Here is a 19,620-nt window from a genome sequence, read left to right as displayed (position 1 = left end):
AAGAATAATACATCTGATTTTATTACCGATCTCATTATTCAAGGGGTTAGAGTAAAAAAACCCCCTATAGATAGAGGGTCGCTATTTCTATTCACAATTATTTTTTTAAACTTCAAGAATTTCTTTTTCTTTATCTTTTGTGATTGAATCAATTTTATTGATCTGCTCATCAGTTAGCTTTTGGATATCATCTGAGTAACCGCGTAAATCATCTTCCGTGATTTCACCGTTCTTCTCAAGTTTCTTTAAATCATCATTTGCATCGCGTCGCACATTACGAATGGCAACTTTTGCCTCTTCAGATTCTTTTTTCACAAGTTTTACGAGATCTTTTCTTCGCTCCTCTGTTAGTTGAGGAATAGAAAGTCGTATGATACTTCCATCATTTGAAGGAGTTAAACCGATATCAGATTTCAAGATGGCTTTTTCAATTTCACCAAGAATAGATTTATCGTATGGTTGAATAACAAGCAGGCGTGCTTCTGGAACTGAAATCCCTGCTAATTGATTAACCGGTGTAGGAGCACCATAATAATCAACCGTAATTCTATCAAGCAATGATGCATTAGCTCTGCCTGCACGAATACTTGCAAGCTCGCGAGTATATGCTTGGATCGCTTTCGTCATTCTTTCCTTTGCATTGGCAATAACTTGTTTTGGCATTATTTTTTCCCCCTTACAATTGTTCCAATTGGTTCACCCATTACTGCACGATTAATATTTCCTTGCTCCATTATTGAAAACACAATTAATGGAATATCATTATCCATACATAAGGACGATGCTGTAGAATCCATAACAGCTAAACCTTCTTTAATTACATCAAGATAGGAAAGCTGATCATATTTTTTCGCATTTTTATCGATCCGCGGATCTGCTGAATACACGCCGTCGACATTGTTTTTCGCCATTAATATAACTTCTGCTTCAATTTCCGCTGCTCTTAGTGCAGCTGTTGTATCTGTTGAGAAATAAGGATTGCCTGTACCAGCAGCAAAGATAACGACACGTTTTTTCTCAAGATGACGAATCGCCTTTCTGCGAATATAAGGTTCAGCCACTTGTCTCATTTCAATAGATGTTTGCACTCTCGTCTCAACACCTAATTGTTCTAAACTATCCTGTAGTGCTAATGAGTTCATGACTGTTGCAAGCATCCCCATATAGTCTGCATTTGCTCTGTCCATACCCATTTCTTCCCCAATCTTTCCGCGCCAGATATTTCCACCGCCAACAACGACAGCTACTTCTACACCTAATTGGGCTAAATCTTTGACCTGTAATGCTACCGACTTTATAACAGCAGGATTAATTCCAAAACCTTGCTCCCCTGCTAAAGCTTCTCCGCTTAACTTTAAAACAACACGTTTATATTTTGGGCTGCTCATAAGAACCTCCATATGTAATATAGAAAAGCTAAGCACATGCAGCACTGTAGCTAAACATTTATTGAACTTATTTAGTCTTGAAAAACAGGGAACACAAAGTGTTCCCTGAAATAACAATTTCTAGTTGTAATTTATTCTTATAAATGTATGAGCAGAAATTACTTTTTAACTTGGCTCATAACTTCTTCAGCAAAGTTATCTTCACGCTTTTCAATACCTTCTCCTACTTCAAAGCGTACAAACTCACGGATTTTCCCGCCTTTTGATTCAACGAATTTCCCAACCTTTTGATCAGGGTTCTTAACGAAAGCTTGATCGTTTACACAAACATCCTCAAAATATTTGCTTAGACGGCCTTCAACCATTTTCGCAACGATATTTTCAGGTTTTCCTTCGTTAAGAGCTTGTTGAGTTAAAACTTCACGCTCACGCTCAACTTCTTCTTGAGAAACTTCGTCACGAGAAACATATTTAGGATTAAGTGCAGCGATATGCATAGACACGTCTTTCGCAGCATCCTCATCAGTTGTTCCTTCAAGTACTGTTAATACGCCAATACGTCCACCCATGTGTAAGTATGCACCAAAAGCATCATTATCTGCCTTTGTTTTCACTTCAAAACGACGCAAGCTTAGTTTTTCACCAATTTTCGCAATAGCAGCATTAATGTGAGCTTCAACAGTAGCCCCATTTGCCATTGTTTGAGCAGCAGCTTCTTCAACAGATGCTGGTTTATTTGCAAGTAAGTGATCTGCTAATTCCTTAACTAAAGTTTGGAATCCTTCATTTTTTGAAACGAAATCTGTTTCAGAGTTTACTTCAAGAATAACCGCAGAATTCCCTTCAACTTTAACAGAAGTTAGCCCTTCCGCAGCAATACGGTCACCTTTTTTAGCAGCCTTAGCGATTCCTTTTTCACGAAGAAAATCGATTGCTTTTTCCAAATCACCATCAGTTTCTTGAAGCGCTTTTTTACAATCCATCATACCTGCGCCTGTTTTTTCGCGTAGTTCCTTAACCATTTGTGCAGTAATTGCCATTATGAAATCCTCCTTATAATTGAATATGTAGTTATATCATTACCAAATATACATGACCAAAAAACTGTCTTTTGCTTATTCTTTAAAAAAAGGTGATAAAGGGGCTCCCTCTTATCACCTTTTTCAATGTCCAACTTAAGCAGTTGTTACTTCTTCACCTTGTTTTGCTTCAAGAATCGCATCTGCCATTTTACCTGTTAATAGTTTAACAGCACGAATTGCATCATCATTTGCAGGGATAACAACATCGATTTCATCTGGATCACAGTTTGTATCAACGATACCAACGATCGGAATGTTTAATTTATGTGCTTCTGCAACAGCAATGCGCTCTTTACGAGGATCGATGATAAATAAAGCGTCAGGAAGACCCTTCATATCTTTGATTCCGCCTAAGAATTTTTCTAAGCGCTCTTGCTCTTTTTTCAATTGAACAACTTCTTTTTTAGGAAGCACTTCGAAAGTACCATCTTCAGACATTCTTTCGATATCTTTTAGACGTGAAATACGCTTTTGGATTGTTTCAAAGTTTGTTAATGTACCACCTAACCAGCGTTGGTTAACATAGTACTGACCAGAACGGATAGCTTCTTCTTTAACAGAGTCTTGTGCTTGCTTCTTTGTTCCTACGAAAAGGATCGTACCGCCGTTACCAGCAAGTTCCTTAACAAAGTTATAAGCTTCTTCAACCTTTTTAACTGTTTTTTGAAGGTCGATGATGTAGATGCCGTTACGCTCTGTAAAAATATATTTTTTCATTTTAGGGTTCCAACGGCGAGTTTGGTGTCCAAAATGTACACCAGCTTCAAGCAATTGCTTCATTGAAATTACTGACATGTGTGTTTCCTCCTAATGGTTTGATTTCCTCCGCTTAGATCATTTTTAATCAGAAACTGACTTTCCAGCACCATCCGATTAAATCAATAAGCGTGTGTATTAACACCATTTGTTAATATATCATAATAATAATATACATTCAAGTTTTTTCTATTGATTGCTTTGGAATTTTAACAACAGTTCAATCTCTGTTTTACCTTTATTCAGTTTTTGTGCTATTTTATCTTCCGTAAATCCTTGTTCTTTCAAGTCGAGTACTTGCTGTAATAACGAATCCTCTTGTAAATGGTTTGTTGAATTAAAAGTTACTTTCATATTTTTTAGGATTTCATCATCATTTTTCTCAAGTGAGGGCAATTTCACAGAATGATCTTCATTTTTTTTTTGAGCCTTACTATCTATATCCATGGCAGCTGCATGTGCATTTTGTTTATAAACACTTGCTGCTTTAAATGCAGTAACTTTTCCGATTCGGCTTTGGAGATGTATTTTATTAGAATCTTCCTCTTGAATTGCCCTGTTGCCTCTATCTTTTGCCTCGTTATAAGAATTATTTTTTTTCGAATCGATTTCATTTATTGGAGCAGATCCAAGCTCCATATTCTTTACTCTTTCAATAAATGCTTCGTTTTCTTCTTTCATTTGCAGCAAGTAGGTAGATATTACCTCTTCCATATCAGAAATCATTTTCTCTTGCTTTCTTTCCACCTGTAACAGACGATTTTGGCGAAGAAATAAGATGATAATTGCGAAGATAGCTAAAACATTTAAAAACAAACTAAATAATAACAAAAAAGTGGTCATACAATCCCTCTATCCACTAAAATCGATTAATGTCCCTTTATATGGGTGATATTCTTTCTGTTTTTTTTCTTTCTCTTCCTTCTGCTCTTCATTTTCTTGTTGTCCATTTGTACCTTGCTGGTTCTCTTGTTGCTTTTGTGAAAGTTTAACATTGCCTTTTTGCTCTTGCTTGATAACTGTACTTCTTTTTTTCTCTTCTTCCTTTTGCGTTTGTTGTACGCCAATATCATTCATGTTTTGTCCACGCTGCTGCAGCTGCTCTTGTATTTTACCTGCTTCAATTGTTCTAGGCAAAGCTATTTGCATCTCAACAGATTTTAAGCTCATACACTTTCACCCTTGTTATGTACTTTGTAAAAGCAACTTATTTGATATGCATGATTCGGAAACAATTTCACCATTTGAGAAATAATAACGGCAATTTGTATGTTTTTTCTGAATTTGCATAGCATACTTTCCGAAGTGCAAAGTTGTATTTGGAAAAACATTCTCGTATATGTATATCGATGAATCGTGTTTCTCGTTCATTTCAATTGCTAGCCTTTCAATTTCCTCATCAATTTCTTTTAGCCTTTGGTTAATGTGATCTTTAGTAACTCTTTGCTTAAGAATGATTGCCTTATGCTCTTCTGAAAGAGCACCTTTTATTTTTCCTATTTGCAGCAGTTTTTGTTCAATATTAATCAATTTTTTAAGGTTTTCATTTAATTCTTTCTTTTCTTTGTGAAGCTCGTTTTCCTTTTCTACTAACTGTAAATCAGCACCAGCACGAATATCAGTTTTGGTAAATAACCTATTTCCAACTTCCTTTATATGAAGATCCCTGCCTACAGATAAAACACCACCAATGATCAGTGCTTTTCTACAGTATAATGAACCACCTGCTTGAATTTTGCTATGTAGAATGGAATTTTCCACAAAAACATCTTGTTCAGCCTGAACATCGGCTTGATTCAAATAGGCTGCTTGAATATTGCCATTGGCAATTAGAGAACCTTTATGACTACCAGAAACACCACCAGAAATAACGATATTTCCTTCCGCATAAATAGCGGCCGCCTCTACTAATCCAAAAATTTTAATATCTCCTCCAGCCTTCACCTCGTATCCGCTAGGAACATTTCCTCTAATAACAACATTCCCAATAAAATCAATATTTCCTGTTTTTAGGTCTAGATCCCCATTCACTTCATAAACAGGATTTACCGAAATCATTTTATCTGTGAGGCTTAATTGTCCATCAGATGTTGAATAGAATGTTGAACCATTCAATATAACATTTTTTCCAGGTCGGATTTTCAGTGGTTTTCCATTCTTGGCAGGTATCATCCGTCCTGTTACATCCGTACCAGTTGTCCCAGGTGTTGGCGGTATAATAGTCGCTAGTGTTTGCCCAGCCTTCACAGAAGGTATTTGAATTACATTACGAAAATTAAATTTTTCTCTTTTCTCACGCTTTTCACTTTGGACTTCATCCAGCAGGTAAGCATCTACGCCTTCTTTTGGCGGAAATCCCTCAGCAATAATAATTGGATAAGAAATAGATAATGGTTGGGTGCTAATCTCTTTGACTACATCCTCTTTAATACCAAAAATAATTTTCTCTTCATTTAGGAAACGAATAAGCTCTTCATAGGTTAATGATAGATCCTCTTCTGACTTTTCAATTAATTCAATTTTCGCGGATAACCGATTCTTTTCAATCAAAACACGGAATAGCTTTGCCATTCGTCATCGCCACTTTCCCTAAGAATTTAAAAGACCTTTTCCAATGCATGACGTAATTTAAAAATCGCTTTGGAATGAATTTGAGAAATTCTAGATGTTGAAAGATTCATGACTTGTCCTATCTCAGTTAGGGTCAATTCTTCTTTATAAAATAAGCTGACCACTAATTGTTCCTTCTCATTTAATTGCGAAATTAAATTCACCATTTCAGCAATCATTTCATCTTTAATTAATTTCTCTTCAGGCATTTCTGTACTTTCATCTTTAATAATAAAAGACTGTCCGTCTTTGTCATCTTGATCACTTGGTTTTTCATCAATCGAAAGGACATTTGCAAAAAAATGTTCATTCATGACTGAATGGACCTCTTCTTCTGTCATATTTACCTCTAAGGATATTTCTTGGATGGTTACCTTTCGTGCAAGCCGCTGTTCAAGCTTTTCAATTGCTGCCTCAATCTTTTTTGCCTTTTCCCTTGTATTTCGAGGAAGCCAATCTTCTTTTCGTAAACCATCGAGGATGGCGCCGCGAATTCTAAAAGAAGCATACGTATCAAACTTCAAATCACGATTGGGTTCAAATTTTTCCAAAGCATCATATAAACCCATCAAGCCTAGACTTCGCAAATCATCTCTTGAAACATTTCTCGGCAGATTCACGGAAATTCGCTGGACATGATAGCTTACAAGAGGTAAATATTTTTGAACGAGGAAATTTCCCGCTTGAGCATCACGAGAAGTGACCCAACTTTGCCAATACGTTTGTTCTTCCGTCATTTGATGTGCCATATGGTCATCCTCCTCAAACGTTTACATTTTTCGTTACTACATAATAGTATATCAAAAAAAATATGAACAAAATAGACACTGATTCCCTTAATAAAGGTCAAAAAAAGGAAAACAGCCCTTTCATTCAGAAAGAGGCTGAAATCGTTTCTTGTCCTTATAGTTCCTGAATGCCTTTATTCACTGTCCGGATATGTAAGATGCAGTTTTGTGGATTAAATTCAATGGTCCTTCCGCTATTTCCGCCAACATCTGCTGCAACAATTGCAATATTTAAAGCAGCTAGTTCTAATTTAACAGCTTCTACGTTTCTAGGGCCGATACGCATCATATCATTGCCACTCGAAAATTGAAACATTTGTGCTCCACCAGCAATTTTCGCCTTTAAAAAATTGGCTCGTGCTCCATGACGAATTAACTTTGAAACAAGATCTTTTATAGCTGTATCAGCATACTTTGCGATGTTCAAGACACCTGACTTAGCAAGAGAAGAGTCTGGTAGCATCACATGAGCAAGTCCAGCAACTTCTCTTGTTTGATCATATATAACAACACCTACACAGGATCCTAAACCTGATGTGCGAATGATATCTGGCGTTTTAACTATATTCATATCAGCAATTCCGACTTTAATAATGGTTTTACTTTCAATCATTATGCGGAACTCCTAGAGATTTAAAAATAATTTGAAAAGAATCTGGATCCGGCAAAAGGAAAAAATGTCCCTTCACATATTCTGTGTTTTCATCCTCATCTTCATTTAAGGCTGTATCTATGACAATCGCATAGTCACTTACATGTGATAATTCTATTAAGCCGTAGCTAATGATCGCTCCAACCATATCAATACTTAATGCCGGAACAGAAGGATACAAAGATAAATTTGTAAAATCTGATAAAGATGATAAATAGGATCCTGAAAGAATATTCCCTAACTCCTGTAAAGCTGATAACCCAATTTCACTATATGGAGGAGACTCGAGGGAAAAACTTTCATCCCCGATCATTTCCCTAATAAAGCTTGTCGCCTGTTCGACCGGCAAAACAAAAAACATGCTCCCTGGAGCTTCACCCTCGATTCTCAGAAAAACACCAGCGACAACATTTTCAGCTCCTCCTGCCATATTCATCATCTCGTCAAATGAAACAATTTGTACATTAGGAACTTTCATATCAATTTTCTTGTTTAATAATTTTGATAAAGCAGTCGCTGCATGACCTGCACCAATATTGCCAATTTCCTTTAATATATCGAGATGAATGGATGAAATCTTTTCAATAAAACTCATTTGTTTATCCTTCATTTCTAGTAGAGCTAAATTGCTCCGTGCCCAATATCATTTCTAAATCAATAAGTATCAGTAATCTTTTGCCGATCTTCGCAACACCATTAATATATTCAACTTCTTTAACCCCAACCACATCTGGCGGCGGCTCAATTGAAGAAACAGGAATATCAATCACATCATTAGCTAAATCTACAACAAAACCAACTTCTAGATCATTAACAGATACAATAATAACACGAGTACTATCAGTGAAATTCTCTTCTTCAAGACCAAATCTGCTTCGAAGATCAATGATCGGTGTAATCACACCTCGAAGATTAATTACACCTTTAATAAATTTTTCTGTTCGTGGAACCCTAGTAATATGTTCAACCTTTTCAATTCCTTGAACTTGATTAACTGGAATCGCATATTCTTTATCCTTTAATTGAAAGACGATTAATTTAACATCTGCAGCTAACGTATCAGTCATCTTTGACACCTCTTTACTAGACTGTAAAATTTCGAGAAGCCGTTTACCATTATAGCAGCTAACGGCATCATTGTTTTAGAAGCTTCAACTATTTAATTAATGCATTACAGTCAACAATTAAGGCTACTTGTCCATTACCTAAAATTGTAGCACCAGAAATCGCAAATACATTCATTAAATAATTCCCTAACGATTTTAAGACGACTTCTTGCTGCCCAATAAAGGAGTCAACAACAAGTCCTGCCATTTTATCGCCTTTTCTTACTATGACAACAGAATAGAAATCATCCTCTTCTTCAAAGACAGGAACTTCAAACACATCTTTTAGGAATAATAATGGAACCACTTTTCCTCTGAAATCTATTACTCTCTGATTATGAGCATTGAGTATATCTTCTTTTTTTACAATCGCCGTTTCGATAATAGACGATAGAGGGATTGCAAATTTCTCCTGTTGAATCTCAGTAAGCATTACCGAAATAATCGATAAAGTTAAAGGCAGTTGAATTGAGAACACTGATCCATGACCAAGTTTCGATTCAATTGAAATCGTTCCGCCTAAAGATTCAATCGTACTTTTTACAACGTCCAATCCAACGCCACGACCGGAAACATCCGATATTTTTTCTGCAGTAGAAAAGCCTGATGCTAAAATTAACTCGTATACTTGATTATCTGTCATTGATGCAGCGGCTTGCTCAGTAACAATCCCTTTACTTAACGCCTTGGCTAGAACTTTATCTCTGCTAATACCTGCACCATCATCTTCGATTTCAATAAATACATGATTTCCGCTATGATAGGCCTTAAGTACGACCGTTCCTTCTTCATTCTTTCCATTTGCTTTTCTCGTCTCTGGTGTTTCGACACCATGATCAAGAGCATTTCTAATTAAATGTACAAGTGGATCACCAATTTCATCAATAACTGTACGGTCTAGCTCAGTTTCCGCACCGATAATTTCAAGATTGATTTTCTTATTTAAATCACGTGCCAATTGACGAACCATACGTGGGAAGCGATTAAAGACCGTTTCAACTGGAACCATGCGCATATTAAGGATAATATTTTGCAAATCACCCGTTACTCTTGACATACGTTCAACCGTCTCATGTAATTCTTGATTGTTTAAATCTCTTGAAATTTGTTCTAATCGTCCTCTATCAATGACTAATTCTTCGAACAAATTCATTAAAATATCCAATCTTTCAATATTTACACGAATCGTTTTACTGCTTGCTTGCTTTGCAGATGAAGTAGCCTTCTTATCCTCTTGCTTATTTGGAGTATCAGCATTTTTCACCATTTCATTTGCTGGCGCTTCACTTACTGTTGTTTGAATAATTTCCACTTCTTCTTCATATTGTCGGAGTTCATCTAAAGAAATTGGATTTACGTCTACCTTTTCAACCTCAGAAACTTTCATTAATTTCTTTTGAATATCATCTTTCATTTCCTTCGAAACGATTGTTACTGTAAATTCGTGATCAAATTGCTCTTCCTCAAGCTGATCTACTGATGGATTGGATTTAATGACCTCACCGATCTTCTCTAAGATTTCAAAGATCATAAATACTCTTGCTGCTTTTAGAAGACAATCTTCTCTTAAAGCAACAGTAATTTCAAACGTATCGAAGCCTTGTTCTTTTGATTGCTGAAGAACAGTAAATTCAAACTCATCATAATGGCTTTTTGCCGCGTGTAAAGGTTCTGCAGCTGCGGCAGCAACTTCTGATTTTGCTTCAGATTGGACAGGGCTCTCCCCTTTTTCAATTAGCAATAATTTACCGACAACGTCTGAAACATCTCTTTTTCCATCTCCGCCTTCAGCTATCGATTGCACCATTGCTTCAAGATCATCCACAGCCAGAAAAACAACATCCAATATTTCTGGATTGAATTTAAGCTTATGATTACGTATAGCATCCAGGACATTCTCCATTTGATGGGTAAGCTTCGCTAAATCCTCATATCCCATCGTTGCAGACATTCCTTTTAATGTATGGGCAGAACGGAAAATTTCATTTACAATTGTAATATCCTCCGGATTCTTCTCCAATTCAAGAAGCTGTTCATTACATGCTTGCAAATGTTCTTTACTTTCTTCTATAAAAACTTCTAAATATTGATTCATATCCATGTGGCCCACACCCCTTAAGCATTAAACAAATTTCAAAATAGTTTGTGCTATCTTCTCAACATCTTGAACTTCATCAACTAAATTAGTAGCTATTGCAGCTTTAGGCATTCCAAAAACGATAGAGGTTTCCTGAGACTCGGCAATTGCTTTCACTGACCCATTTTTCTTCAAAGCGACCAACCCTTTCGAGCCATCTGAACCCATGCCAGTCATGATCACTGCTACTTTCGTATAGTGATTTATCTCGCTTACTGATTCAAACAATACATCAACTGCTGGTCTATGCCCATTTCTTGCTTCTGATTGGTCAAGGCATATAACTAAATTCGGGCCTACTTGTTTCGTTCTCATATGATAGCCGCCTGGTGCAATGTATGCTGTTCCCTTTTCTACAATATCCCCATCGCATGCTTCTTTTACGGAAATTGCACAAAGTGAATCTAACCTTGTAGCCAAAGATTTTGTAAACCCTGCAGGCATGTGCTGAACGATAAGTACAGCCGAATCAAGGCTAGCTGGCAATCTTGTTAGAACATTTTGAAGAGCCCTTGGCCCACCTGTGGAAGTGCCTATACATATTATCTTCTTAGATAGTCCCAGCCCTTTAGTAACAGGTGTATTTACTCGAGACTCGTCCTTTGGTTCTATTTTACTATAACTTTCGGCCTGAGTAGTAGATAAATATTTGTCTGATGATATTTTTATCAATTGCTTACGGCTTACTTTGCTAGCTGACAGTACCTTCCGGACTAGTTCCTCCTTAATTTTATGTAAATCAAGGGATATCGCACCTGAAGGCTTTGCGATAAAATCAATCGCACCTGATTGAATTGCGGCTATCGTATTTTCCGCTCCCTCTTTCGTTGTACTTGACAGCATAATGACAGGGACAGGAAAATCCTTCATTATTATTTTTAATGCCTCAATACCATTTAAAACAGGCATTTCAACATCCATTGTGATAACATCAGGTTTTAATTCTTTTAACTTTTCAATGCCATCTTTCCCATTTCTAGCTGAACCAACTACCTGGATTCGTGGATCCTCAGATAAAAAATTAGAAATAAGTTTTCTCATAAAGGCCGAATCATCCACTACCAGCACATTAACTTTCGACATGCCTGATCCCCTACCTTTCAAAGAGAAATTGCTTTAGTTTTGATACAAAGTGACGCGAATTATTTGAAGTTGGTTCCTGAGTGAATTGTCCTCGTGTATACTTGTTAGAAATATCCTTTAAAGCTCTTGAAGCTTGTGCCTTTTCATTATAAAGGATAAATGGGATTTGACTTCTTACTGCTTGCTGAATAACACGGTCATCTGGGACTGTGCCAAGACAGATAATCTCTCGATCAAGAAAACTTTTTACAACCTTTGAGAGACGGGTAAATGTCTGCTTGCCTTCCTTTTCAGACTGCACCCGGTTAATAACTACATAAAAAGGAATAGTAGAATCCATTAAATGTATATGTTTCATCATAGCATAAGCATCTGTCATTGCTGTTGGTTCTGGAGTTGTAATTACAACGATTTCTTGAACAGATAGAATAAATTTCAAAGTCCCATCCGTAATCCCAGCACCCATGTCAAAAATGACATAATCATATTCTTTGAAAATGACTGTTAGTTCTTTTACAAACTTATCAACTAATCCCACATCAAGTCCGACTAAATGTGAAAGACCAGATCCGCCGGCAATATATTTCAGCCCTTTCGGACCATCCATCACCGCATCTTTTAAAGATATTGAGCCTTCAAAAAAATCGACAATCGAAAGTTCAGATGTATTTCCCATTAAGATGTCAAGGTTCCCCATTCCCAAATCCATGTCAAACAATAATACTCTATTCCCTTTTGTGGCCAGTGAAATGGAAAAGCTCAATGAAAGATTGGACTTCCCAACTCCCCCTTTTCCACTAACAACAGCCACTGTTTTGGGAGATTTCCCCTCTGCTGCCACCTTAAGTTTTATTCTTAGTTCTTCAGCTTGATCCTTCATCCTAATTGACCCCAATAATCGATTTCGCAATATTATTTGGACTAACAGCTACCATATCATCTGGAACATTTTGACCGTTTGTCATGTATGCTACACCCTTGTTGTATTTATTAATCATGTTGTACATTGCTCCATAGCTAGACGTTTCATCTGCTTTTGTAAAAATAAATTTATCAAGGTTTATACTTGAAAATTGAGTAAATATATCTTCCATATCTCTTTGCTTTGAAGTTAATGAAAGAACTAAATAAGTTTCCATGTCATTATCAAAATCGATTACTTGTTTTAAATCTTCTACATATTGCTTGTTTCTAAAGTTTCTCCCCGCTGTATCAATAAGTACAAGATCAAAATCATGGAAGGTTTGTACAGCCTTTTTAAAATCATCAATGGAATAGCAAACCTCTAATGGAACATTAAGTATTTTTGCATATGTTTTTAGCTGATCAATTGCTGCAATTCTATATGTGTCTGTCGTAATAAAAGCAACTTTTTTCTTATGTGTGATTACACATTCAGCTGCAATTTTTGCAAGTGTTGTCGTTTTTCCAACACCAGTAGGACCGACAACATTGATATATTTTTTAGAAAAAGAAATTCCTCCAAATGGAATGTTCGAAATACGTTTAACCATTTCTTTTTCAAGCCAAGAATACACCTGTTCAATTGAAGCACTTGCACCTTCCACATACCATTTCTCAAGCAACGAACTTAGAATTGATTCCTGAATGTATGCATCAATTTCTTGTTCCTTTAATAGCTTGTCCATCAATTGAAGATGGGCTGGATATGAAGGTGTTGCACTAATCGATCCTGAGGGAATACTCTTTAATAATGCTTTTAGCTCATTTAATTCTTTAATTATTTCACCAGAAGGTTTTTGTTCTACAGAACTCATATTCTGTAGAACCTCCTTCCTCGCTTCATCACTTTGTTCTATTTTAGATGAAAACATTTGCTTTTGCTTTACTATTGGCATTTGCTGATATTTTGGCTTCGGATCAGCTGCTGCAATAACCTCAATCGTACGCTTCTTAAACAAACCTAAAAATCCGCCGGTATGAGCAATTTTCGAGTTTAATATGACTGCATCATTTCCTAGCTCAGCTCGGATTTTCTTCATGGCTTCAGTCATATTAGCTGCCACATATTTTTTTACCTTCAATCTACATTCACCACCCCAACACTCTGTACCTCTACGTTTGCCTCAAGCTCGTTATAAGATAAAATAGGTATTTGCGAAAAATAACGCTCTGTTAATTGTCTTACATACATTCTGACAGCAGGAGAACATAAGACAATAGGTGTTTGTTCAATGAGTGATAATTGTTCCACTTGTGATGCGATTGATTCAAGTATACCCTGCGAAATGGTCGGATCAATGGATAAATAATTGCCGTGCTCTGTCTGCTGAATTCCATCTGCAATTAGCTTCTCCACTTTCCCTGAAAGAGTGACAACTTTTAGCGAATCACCTGCATGGGAAAATTGATTCGTAATTTGCCGCGCCAATGCTTGACGAACATATTCCGTAAGCAAATCCGTATCGCTTGTCACTTTGCCAAAATCAGCTAACGTTTCAAAAATAATCGGCAGATTACGAACAGAAACATTTTCTTTTAACAGCTTGGCAAGCACTTTCTGTACTTCTCCTACTGATAAAGGATTTGGTGTAACCTCCTCAACTAAAATTGGATAACTTTCATTTAAATGATCGATCAGCTGTTTTGTTTCTTGTCTTCCAAGAAGCTCGTGAGCATTTCCTTTGATAACCTCAGTAATATGGGTAGACACAACTGACGGTGGATCAACTACCGTATAGCCAAATATTTCTGCCTGTTCCTTCATATCCTCAGTTATCCACTTTGCAGGCAATCCAAAGGATGGTTCAACTGTATCAATACCTTCAATAGAATCATCTTCAATTCCAGGACTCATTGCTAAGTAATGATCAAGCAGAAGCTCTCCACGTGCCATTTCATTCCCTTTAATTTTCAATCGATACTCGTTCGGCTGAAGCTGGATATTATCTCGTATCCTGACAACAGGGATAACAAGACCGAGCTCGATCGCAAGCTGTCTTCTAATCATTACAATCCGATCAAGAAGATCGCCGCCCTGATTTGCATCGGCTAACGGAATAAGTCCATAGCCAAATTCAAACTCAATCGGGTCGACATTTAATAAACTAACAACACTTTCAGGACTTTTCATTTCTCCTGTTTCAATCTCTTCCTCTAGTTCCTGTAACTGTTCTTTATCTGGCTCAGGCGTTCGAGAAATCATATATCCGCCAAATCCTAGCAGTGCGGCAATTGGGAAAGTAAGAAAATTACTTATTGGCGTAAACAAGCCAAGTAAAAAGATAGTAGCTCCGGTAACATAAAGCATCTTTGGAAAGGCAAATAATTGAGCGGTGATATCTGAACCAAGATTTCCCTCAGATGCGGCTCTTGTTACAACGATCCCTGTCGCAGTAGAAATCAAGAGTGCGGGGATTTGGCTGACAAGCCCGTCACCAACAGTTAAAAGCGAAAAATGCGTGGCAGCATCAGCAAATGATAATCCTAGCTGCATCATCCCGATAACAATTCCGAAAATTAAATTGATAAGGACGATAATGATCCCAGCAATCGCATCCCCTTTTACAAATTTACTCGCACCGTCCATCGAACCATAGAAATCAGCTTCTCTGCTAACTTTTTCACGGCGTTCACGTGCTTGCTGCTCTGATATCATGCCAGCATTTAGATCAGCGTCAATACTCATTTGCTTCCCCGGCATCGCATCAAGCGTAAATCTCGCAGCAACTTCTGATACACGCTCAGCCCCTTTTGTAATAACGATAAATTGAATAATAATAAGAATTAAAAACACAACAAGTCCAACAATAATATTTCCGCCAACAACGAAGGTACCAAAGGTATGAACGACACCCCCAGCTTCTCCTGTTGAAAGGATAGAACGCGTTGTGGAAACATTCAAGCCAAGTCGAAATAATGTCAATAATAGTAATAATGATGGAAAAATTGAAAATTCAAGCGGCTCACGCATGTTCATCGTCGTTAATAAAACCAGGAGAGCCAAAGTAATATTAATTAAAATGAGTATACTCAGCAGCCATGTTGGAAATGGAATAATTAACATGGCCACGATTAAGATTACACTTACCAAAACCGATAAGTCTCTTGCTGACATATATTTCCTCTCCTATTAGAAAAGCGTAAGTGCCTAGACACTATTAAACTTCAATATTATTAGATTTTCTTCTTAGTTCTGTATACATAGGCAAGAATTTCAGCAACGGCTTTGAAGAATTCCTCTGGAATCGCGTCTCCGATGTCTGCCTGGCTATATAAAGCTCTCGCAAGAGGCCTATTTTCTACTGTAATAATATCTTTTTCTTTCGCAATTAGTTTTATTTTTTGGGCAACAAAATCTACCCCTTTTGCAACAACATATGGTGCATCCGATTTTGTTTCATCATATTTTAAAGCAACAGCGAAGTGAGTTGGATTCGTGATGACCACATCGGCGTTGGGAACTTCCTGCATCATTCGTCTCATCGCCATTTCCCGTTGCCTTTGCTTTATTTTCGATTTAATGAGGGGATCCCCCTCAATATTTTTATACTCGTCTTTTATATCTTGCTTCGACATTCGGATATTCTTTTCAAAATCGTATTTTTGATATAGATAATCTAATAAAGATAGAAACAATAACGCACCTGATGCAAATAATCCCATCTTTATAGTCAAGTTTCCTATTGTCGCTAATGCTGCTCCAACAGGCTTTTGCGACAAAATTAAGATTTCATCAATACTGCCCCATAAAACAAGAAATGTAACAAGACCGACAAATCCTATTTTTAGCATTGATTTTAAAAGCTCAACAAGGGCTCTAAGGGCAAAAATCCGTTTAAAGCCTTTGATCGGATCCAGTTTTTCAAGCTTTGGCTGGATGACTTCCGTCGAAAATAAAATCCCAACTTGCATATAATTCGACGCTACTCCTGCAATTAACGCAACAAACATAATCGGTCCTAAAAGGAATACAAGCTCTTTCAATATGGAAAGAAAAACCGACTGAATATTTGCTTCCGTTAACTCTGTAAGCATAAATTCCTGAAAGCCGTGCCTCATCACATACAAAACAATATCTTTCATATAGGAACCTGCAAATAGGAAAAAGAGAAAGACAGCAAGTAAACTAATTGCCGTATTCACATCTTGGCTTTTGGCAACTTGTCCTTTTTTACGAGAATCCTGTCTCTTCTTTGGGGTTGCTTTTTCTGTCTTTTCACCTGAAAAAAGCTGCAAATCTAACGTTAACAATAATTTCATCTGCTTGTTCCCCCAATAATGTCCATGAGACCGCGCATCGTATTTAACATCGTTTCAAATAAATGTGAAACAGTAAACAGCATCACACTCATCACCGCAATGAGTACGAGGAAACTCACTCCTATTTTCAAAGGAAGTCCGACAACAAAAACATTAAGCTGTGGAACCGTTCTCGCAACAATTCCTAAAGCAATATCGACTAAAAATAGACTTCCAACAACAGGAATCGACATTTGAAAAGCAATAATGAACATCGAATTAAATGCTTTAATTACATATTCAACCATATTTTCATCCCCAAAAGGAATCCATGGCTGATCTAAAGGGATAAACTCATAACTGTAAAACACTCCATCTAGCATAAGATGATGGCCGTTTACTGTCAGTAAAAAAAAGAGTCCAATTGTATATAGATATTGACCCATTAAAGGACTTTGTGCACCCGTCTGCGGATCGATCACATTTGCAATGGCGAATCCCATTTGAAAATCAATAAAGCCACCTGCAATTTGGATAGCAGATAAAATTAAATAAGCGATAAATCCAATGAATAAACCAACTAGTGCTTCTTTAATAATTAATAAAAAATAATTATGATCAATTTCCAGCGTTGGTGCATCAAGAGTAACAACCACGATAACTGCCATAAAAAAGCCTAATCCGATTTTCGCCGCTACTGGAATGGAACGGTATGAAAAAAGGGGCATCATCAGAAAAAAAGATGTTACCCTCACAAACACTAGTAAAAAAGCTGGAAAAGCGGGTATTAAGTCTACCATATCATCAACCCACAAACCTCGTTAAGTTTGAAAAAATTTCACCTGCATAAGAAAGCATATGACTTAGCATCCATGGTCCAAAAAACACAAGTCCCGCAAGAACAGCAACAATCTTGGGTATGAACGCTAATGTTTGCTCTTGAATTTGCGTTGTTGCCTGAAAAATACTGACAATTAATCCGACAACAAGTGCCAGCAGCAATAATGGTCCACAAATCAGTAATACAGTCATAATGCCACGTTCTGCAATTGAAATAACTGTTTCAGGAGTCATTTTATATATTCACCTGCTTAAAAGCTTTGTAAAAGAGATTTTACGACGAGATACCATCCATCAACAAGGACAAATAACAAGATTTTAAAAGGCAATGAAATCATTACTGGAGGAAGCATCATCATCCCCATTGACATGAGGATACTTGCCACTACCATATCAATGACGAGAAAAGGTATAAATATCATAAATCCGATTTGGAATGCGGTTTTAATTTCACTAATAGCAAAGGCCGGTACTAGTGAAGTTAATGGAATGTCTTCGACTGATTTTGGCGGCTCTGCCTTGGAATACTCCAGAAACAAAGCTAAATCCTTTTGTCTCGTATGCGCACTCATAAATTCTTTAAATGGAACGGAAGCTTTCTCATATGCTTGCTCTAAATTGATTTCTTCATTAAACAGCGGTGTTAACGCTTCTTCATTCACTTGTTGCATAGTCGGAGCCATAATAAAAAAGGTTAAAAATAAAGATAATCCGATTATTACTTGATTTGGAGGCATTTGCTGAGTAGCAAGCGCCGTTCTGACAAAGGAGAGAACAATGACAATTCTTGTAAAACAAGTCATTAATATGAGAATACTAGGTGCCAATGACAACACAGTCAGCATTAAAACTAATTTTACAGAAGTCGAAACATTCTCAGGCGAACTATTATTAAAAAACTCCATAAATTCATTCATCGCTCGTCTGATCCTTTCTTCTCCATTTCGTCAAATAATTTCTGCCTGTCTGTCGTTAAGTTATCTAGCTGTTGTTTAAGCAATGATTGAAACTGGTTCCCTTTGTTTTCATTTGATTGACTTTTTTTTCTTCTTTGAAGTACCTTTGTCACAATATCGCTTGGTTGTACAAGCTGTTCCATTTTATCATTGTAGTCTGAGATAATTTGACTGCATTCCTCTGAGTCCGTAAGTTCCTTTAACAGCTGAATATTTTCACCAACACCTACGACCAAGATACGATTACCAACCTTTATTAGCTGTACAGATCGATTCGTACCAAGTGCAGTGCCTCCCAAATTTTCTATGAGCCTGCTGCTTTTATACGTTTTACTTCTCTTATTAATAAACTTAAGTAAGAAATATAGGAGTGCAACAACAAAAGCAGTTGCAAATATCATTTTTATAATATCCCACGCATTGATACCAACTTTTGTAGTCTCAGCATTACCTTGCTCTTCCTGTTTATTTGGCGTTTGTTCATCTCCGCATGTGTCTGGATGTTCTAAACAATCTCTCACACTATTGTTTAATTGCTCTGCATAGGCTGGTGCATCCAAGCCCAGCAGAGCAATACCTATAATAAGTAGCAAAAGAATAGTCCGATTAACATATTGCAATATTCTGCACCCTCTAATCAATAGATTATTATCCTAAAGTTTTCGAGATTGCTTCAATAACACGATCAGCCTGGAAAGGTTTAACAATAAAGTCTTTTGCACCAGCCTGAATAGCATCAATTACCATTGCTTGTTGGCCCATTGCAGAACACATAAGCACTTTTGCATTAGGATTAATTTTCTTTATTTCTTTTAATGCTGTAATTCCATCCATTTCAGGCATCGTAATATCCATTGTCACTAAATCTGGTTGAAATTCTTTATATTTATCCACAGCTTGTACACCATCAGCAGCTTCCCCAACTACTTCATACCCATTTTTTGTAAGAATGTCTTTAATCATCATTCTCATAAATGCTGCATCATCAACAATTAAAATTTTTTGCGCCATTTCTCATTA

At 36.8% G+C, this 19,620-nt stretch carries 22 protein-coding genes; all 22 read right to left on the bottom strand.

Translation table 11 applies throughout. The annotated features are described in order from the left end of the window. Nucleotides 1-105: 105 nt before the first annotated feature. Nucleotides 106-663 carry a ribosome recycling factor gene (gene frr / locus AN957_RS11490; protein ID WP_053475693.1) on the bottom strand — a complete coding sequence of 186 codons (558 nt, stop codon included), beginning with the start codon at nucleotides 661-663 and terminating at the stop codon, nucleotides 106-108. Beyond that, nucleotides 663-1,388 (bottom strand): UMP kinase, encoded by a 726-nt coding sequence (gene pyrH, locus AN957_RS11485; RefSeq protein ID WP_053475692.1) that lies wholly within the window; start codon nucleotides 1,386-1,388, stop codon nucleotides 663-665. The genes frr and pyrH overlap by 1 nt, the downstream gene beginning before the upstream one ends. A 158-nt stretch (nucleotides 1,389-1,546) precedes the next feature. Continuing rightward, complete coding sequence (gene tsf / locus AN957_RS11480; RefSeq protein WP_053475691.1) at nucleotides 1,547-2,428, bottom strand: translation elongation factor Ts; 882 nt, start codon at nucleotides 2,426-2,428, stop codon at nucleotides 1,547-1,549. Between the two features lie 135 nt (nucleotides 2,429-2,563). Further along, nucleotides 2,564-3,265: a 30S ribosomal protein S2 gene (gene rpsB / locus AN957_RS11475; protein WP_053475690.1), complete on the bottom strand. Its 702-nt coding sequence runs from the start codon at nucleotides 3,263-3,265 to the stop codon at nucleotides 2,564-2,566. Nucleotides 3,266-3,415: 150 nt separating this feature from the next. Then, on the bottom strand, nucleotides 3,416-3,952 hold the full coding sequence (locus tag AN957_RS11470; protein ID WP_156319103.1) for a hypothetical protein: 537 nt from the start codon (nucleotides 3,950-3,952) through the stop codon (nucleotides 3,416-3,418). Between the two features lie 126 nt (nucleotides 3,953-4,078). Then, a complete protein-coding gene (locus AN957_RS11465) occupies nucleotides 4,079-4,396 on the bottom strand; it encodes a hypothetical protein (RefSeq protein ID WP_053475688.1) in 318 nt (105 codons plus the stop codon). Nucleotides 4,397-4,411: 15 nt separating this feature from the next. Beyond that, complete coding sequence (locus AN957_RS11460; RefSeq protein ID WP_053475687.1) at nucleotides 4,412-5,797, bottom strand: flagellar assembly protein A; 1,386 nt, start codon at nucleotides 5,795-5,797, stop codon at nucleotides 4,412-4,414. Between the two features lie 26 nt (nucleotides 5,798-5,823). After that, a complete protein-coding gene (locus tag AN957_RS11455; RefSeq protein ID WP_053475686.1) occupies nucleotides 5,824-6,585 on the bottom strand; it encodes a FliA/WhiG family RNA polymerase sigma factor in 762 nt (253 codons plus the stop codon). 154 nt (nucleotides 6,586-6,739) lie between these two features. Then, complete coding sequence (locus tag AN957_RS11450; RefSeq protein ID WP_056684183.1) at nucleotides 6,740-7,237, bottom strand: chemotaxis protein CheD; 498 nt, start codon at nucleotides 7,235-7,237, stop codon at nucleotides 6,740-6,742. Beyond that, nucleotides 7,230-7,871, bottom strand: a complete 642-nt coding sequence (locus tag AN957_RS11445; protein WP_053475684.1) for a chemotaxis protein CheC — start codon at nucleotides 7,869-7,871, stop codon at nucleotides 7,230-7,232. The genes AN957_RS11450 and AN957_RS11445 overlap by 8 nt, the downstream gene beginning before the upstream one ends. Before the next feature lie 4 nt (nucleotides 7,872-7,875). After that, nucleotides 7,876-8,343 (bottom strand): chemotaxis protein CheW, encoded by a 468-nt coding sequence (locus AN957_RS11440; RefSeq protein WP_053475683.1) that lies wholly within the window; start codon nucleotides 8,341-8,343, stop codon nucleotides 7,876-7,878. Between the two features lie 88 nt (nucleotides 8,344-8,431). Beyond that, on the bottom strand, nucleotides 8,432-10,483 hold the full coding sequence (locus AN957_RS11435) for a chemotaxis protein CheA (RefSeq protein ID WP_053475682.1): 2,052 nt from the start codon (nucleotides 10,481-10,483) through the stop codon (nucleotides 8,432-8,434). A gap of 21 nt (nucleotides 10,484-10,504) precedes the next feature. Further along, nucleotides 10,505-11,602: a protein-glutamate methylesterase/protein-glutamine glutaminase gene (locus AN957_RS11430; protein WP_053475681.1), complete on the bottom strand. Its 1,098-nt coding sequence runs from the start codon at nucleotides 11,600-11,602 to the stop codon at nucleotides 10,505-10,507. 10 nt (nucleotides 11,603-11,612) lie between these two features. Further along, on the bottom strand, nucleotides 11,613-12,482 hold the full coding sequence (locus tag AN957_RS11425; protein WP_053475680.1) for a MinD/ParA family protein: 870 nt from the start codon (nucleotides 12,480-12,482) through the stop codon (nucleotides 11,613-11,615). Between the two features lies 1 nt (nucleotide 12,483). Next, complete coding sequence (gene flhF / locus AN957_RS11420; RefSeq protein ID WP_053475679.1) at nucleotides 12,484-13,647, bottom strand: flagellar biosynthesis GTPase FlhF; 1,164 nt, start codon at nucleotides 13,645-13,647, stop codon at nucleotides 12,484-12,486. Further along, on the bottom strand, nucleotides 13,644-15,680 hold the full coding sequence (gene flhA / locus AN957_RS11415) for a flagellar biosynthesis protein FlhA (RefSeq protein WP_053475678.1): 2,037 nt from the start codon (nucleotides 15,678-15,680) through the stop codon (nucleotides 13,644-13,646). Before flhA ends, flhF begins: the two co-directional genes overlap by 4 nt. A gap of 59 nt (nucleotides 15,681-15,739) precedes the next feature. Further along, nucleotides 15,740-16,825, bottom strand: a complete 1,086-nt coding sequence (flhB, locus tag AN957_RS11410) for a flagellar biosynthesis protein FlhB (RefSeq protein WP_053475677.1) — start codon at nucleotides 16,823-16,825, stop codon at nucleotides 15,740-15,742. Next, nucleotides 16,822-17,604, bottom strand: a complete 783-nt coding sequence (fliR, locus tag AN957_RS11405) for a flagellar biosynthetic protein FliR (RefSeq protein ID WP_053477506.1) — start codon at nucleotides 17,602-17,604, stop codon at nucleotides 16,822-16,824. Before fliR ends, flhB begins: the two co-directional genes overlap by 4 nt. A 4-nt stretch (nucleotides 17,605-17,608) precedes the next feature. Next, on the bottom strand, nucleotides 17,609-17,878 hold the full coding sequence (gene fliQ, locus AN957_RS11400; protein ID WP_053475676.1) for a flagellar biosynthesis protein FliQ: 270 nt from the start codon (nucleotides 17,876-17,878) through the stop codon (nucleotides 17,609-17,611). Between the two features lie 17 nt (nucleotides 17,879-17,895). Beyond that, on the bottom strand, nucleotides 17,896-18,561 hold the full coding sequence (gene fliP / locus AN957_RS11395; protein WP_053475675.1) for a flagellar type III secretion system pore protein FliP: 666 nt from the start codon (nucleotides 18,559-18,561) through the stop codon (nucleotides 17,896-17,898). Further along, entirely contained in the window at nucleotides 18,558-19,220 is a 663-nt protein-coding gene (locus tag AN957_RS11390; RefSeq protein ID WP_231690051.1) for a flagellar biosynthetic protein FliO, read from the bottom strand. The genes fliP and AN957_RS11390 overlap by 4 nt, the downstream gene beginning before the upstream one ends. 28 nt (nucleotides 19,221-19,248) lie before the next feature. Continuing rightward, nucleotides 19,249-19,611 (bottom strand): response regulator, encoded by a 363-nt coding sequence (locus AN957_RS11385; protein WP_053475674.1) that lies wholly within the window; start codon nucleotides 19,609-19,611, stop codon nucleotides 19,249-19,251. Nucleotides 19,612-19,620 lie beyond the last annotated feature (9 nt).

Source organism: Cytobacillus solani (assembly GCF_001420595.1).
In the GTDB taxonomy this organism is placed as follows: Bacteria; Bacillota; Bacilli; order Bacillales; family Cytobacillaceae; genus Cytobacillus; species Cytobacillus solani.
This window is presented reverse-complemented; position numbering and strand designations above follow the sequence as displayed.

Excerpts from the sequence above, each read along its gene's own strand:
- frr (WP_053475693.1), bottom strand. The coding sequence starts at position 663 with ATGCCAAAACAAGTTATTGCCAATGCAAAGGAAAGAATGACGAAAGCG.
- pyrH (WP_053475692.1), bottom strand. The coding sequence starts at position 1,388 with ATGAGCAGCCCAAAATATAAACGTGTTGTTTTAAAGTTAAGCGGAGAA.
- tsf (WP_053475691.1), bottom strand. The coding sequence starts at position 2,428 with ATGGCAATTACTGCACAAATGGTTAAGGAACTACGCGAAAAAACAGGC.
- rpsB (WP_053475690.1), bottom strand. The coding sequence starts at position 3,265 with ATGTCAGTAATTTCAATGAAGCAATTGCTTGAAGCTGGTGTACATTTT.
- AN957_RS11470 (WP_156319103.1), bottom strand. The coding sequence starts at position 3,952 with ATGATTTCTGATATGGAAGAGGTAATATCTACCTACTTGCTGCAAATG.
- AN957_RS11465 (WP_053475688.1), bottom strand. The coding sequence starts at position 4,396 with ATGAGCTTAAAATCTGTTGAGATGCAAATAGCTTTGCCTAGAACAATT.
- AN957_RS11460 (WP_053475687.1), bottom strand. The coding sequence starts at position 5,797 with ATGGCAAAGCTATTCCGTGTTTTGATTGAAAAGAATCGGTTATCCGCG.
- AN957_RS11455 (WP_053475686.1), bottom strand. The coding sequence starts at position 6,585 with ATGGCACATCAAATGACGGAAGAACAAACGTATTGGCAAAGTTGGGTC.
- AN957_RS11450 (WP_056684183.1), bottom strand. The coding sequence starts at position 7,237 with ATGATTGAAAGTAAAACCATTATTAAAGTCGGAATTGCTGATATGAAT.
- AN957_RS11445 (WP_053475684.1), bottom strand. The coding sequence starts at position 7,871 with ATGAGTTTTATTGAAAAGATTTCATCCATTCATCTCGATATATTAAAG.
- AN957_RS11440 (WP_053475683.1), bottom strand. The coding sequence starts at position 8,343 with ATGACTGATACGTTAGCTGCAGATGTTAAATTAATCGTCTTTCAATTA.
- AN957_RS11435 (WP_053475682.1), bottom strand. The coding sequence starts at position 10,483 with ATGGATATGAATCAATATTTAGAAGTTTTTATAGAAGAAAGTAAAGAA.
- AN957_RS11430 (WP_053475681.1), bottom strand. The coding sequence starts at position 11,602 with ATGTCGAAAGTTAATGTGCTGGTAGTGGATGATTCGGCCTTTATGAGA.
- AN957_RS11425 (WP_053475680.1), bottom strand. The coding sequence starts at position 12,482 with ATGAAGGATCAAGCTGAAGAACTAAGAATAAAACTTAAGGTGGCAGCA.
- flhA (WP_053475678.1), bottom strand. The coding sequence starts at position 15,680 with ATGTCAGCAAGAGACTTATCGGTTTTGGTAAGTGTAATCTTAATCGTG.
- flhB (WP_053475677.1), bottom strand. The coding sequence starts at position 16,825 with ATGAAATTATTGTTAACGTTAGATTTGCAGCTTTTTTCAGGTGAAAAG.
- fliR (WP_053477506.1), bottom strand. The coding sequence starts at position 17,604 with ATGGTAGACTTAATACCCGCTTTTCCAGCTTTTTTACTAGTGTTTGTG.
- fliQ (WP_053475676.1), bottom strand. The coding sequence starts at position 17,878 with ATGACTCCTGAAACAGTTATTTCAATTGCAGAACGTGGCATTATGACT.
- fliP (WP_053475675.1), bottom strand. The coding sequence starts at position 18,561 with ATGAATGAATTTATGGAGTTTTTTAATAATAGTTCGCCTGAGAATGTT.
- AN957_RS11385 (WP_053475674.1), bottom strand. The coding sequence starts at position 19,611 with ATGGCGCAAAAAATTTTAATTGTTGATGATGCAGCATTTATGAGAATG.